General features: G+C 50.1%; 3 tRNA genes. All 3 read right to left on the bottom strand.

The features are described 5' to 3' along the window. Nucleotides 1-76, bottom strand: a tRNA-Val gene (locus tag AB4Z35_RS30270). Nucleotides 77-274: 198 nt separating this feature from the next. Next, a tRNA-Asp gene (locus AB4Z35_RS30265) sits at nucleotides 275-351 on the bottom strand. 15 nt (nucleotides 352-366) lie between these two features. Further along, a tRNA-Val gene (locus AB4Z35_RS30260) sits at nucleotides 367-442 on the bottom strand. Nucleotides 443-515: the final 73 nt, after the last annotated feature.

Genomic DNA, 515 nt, shown 5'->3' with positions numbered 1-515 from the left:
TGGTGGGTGATGACGGGATCGAACCGCCGACATTCTGCTTGTAAGGCAGACGCTCTCCCAGCTGAGCTAATCACCCTTTACCTTCGTTGCGGGGCACATTATGCCACAGGTTTTTATAAAGTGTTGATTTATTTGAAGTTTTTTCAAAAAAATCTAAAAACCGGTGAAACGATGCAACCCACAGGAACAACAGTCAAACTTGAGGCAGAAAAAAGCCCGCATCAGCGGGCTTTTCCGTGGCGACCTGGCGTTCAGTGTTCCAGGTTACCGAATATGGCGCAGCGGACGGGACTCGAACCCGCGACCCCCGGCGTGACAGGCCGGTATTCTAACCGACTGAACTACCGCTGCGCGTAGCGTTGAAAGTGGTGGGTGATGACGGGATCGAACCGCCGACATTCTGCTTGTAAGGCAGACGCTCTCCCAGCTGAGCTAATCACCCTTTACCTTCGTTGCGGGGCACATTATGCCACAGGTTTTTATAAAGTGTTGATTTATTTGAAGTTTTTTCAAAA

Source organism: Pseudomonas sp. KB_15 (genome assembly GCF_052114525.1).
Taxonomy (GTDB): Bacteria; Pseudomonadota; Gammaproteobacteria; order Pseudomonadales; family Pseudomonadaceae; genus Aquipseudomonas.
Note: the sequence above shows the minus strand (reverse complement) of the source record. Positions and strands in the feature narration are given on the sequence as shown.